We start from the raw sequence: 435 nt of genomic DNA on the forward strand, positions 1-435 counted from the left end.
ACGACCGAACGCTTGGCGCCGGCCTTCTCCATCTTCTCCATGAGCGAGGGCAGCGCGGCCTCCGAGGAGGACGTTGCCAGGACAAGCAGCAGCTCTTCCTTGATGTAGCGGATGAGAGAAAAGATCGAGAAGCCGTTGTAACGGCAGACCGCGCCGAGAACGCCGGAACACGAAGAGGAAGGCGGTGAAATAGAACGTCGCGACCAGCATCGCGAGGTTGACGATCGACCCGATGCCATATTTGCCGGTGGTGAAGGCCATGGCGCCGAAAGCGCCGATCGGGGCGGCCTTCATCAGCAGGCTGACGAGCTTGAAAATGGGGGCGATAAGCGCCTGGAGGAAGGAAACGACAGGCTTGCCCGTCTCTCCGACCATGGCCAGGGCGATGCCGAACAGAACCGAGAAGAACAGGACCTGCAGGATGTCGCCTTGCGC

Annotated in this window: 1 pseudogene; it reads right to left on the bottom strand. The window is 61.1% G+C overall.

Annotated elements, in window-relative coordinates:
- A pseudogene (locus tag DH08_RS30075) lies at positions 1–435 on the bottom strand (cation:dicarboxylate symporter family transporter); the annotation flags it as partial.

Origin of the sequence: Mesorhizobium amorphae (genome assembly GCF_014843845.1) — a bacterium.
Taxonomy (GTDB): Bacteria; Pseudomonadota; Alphaproteobacteria; order Rhizobiales; family Rhizobiaceae; genus Mesorhizobium; species Mesorhizobium amorphae_A.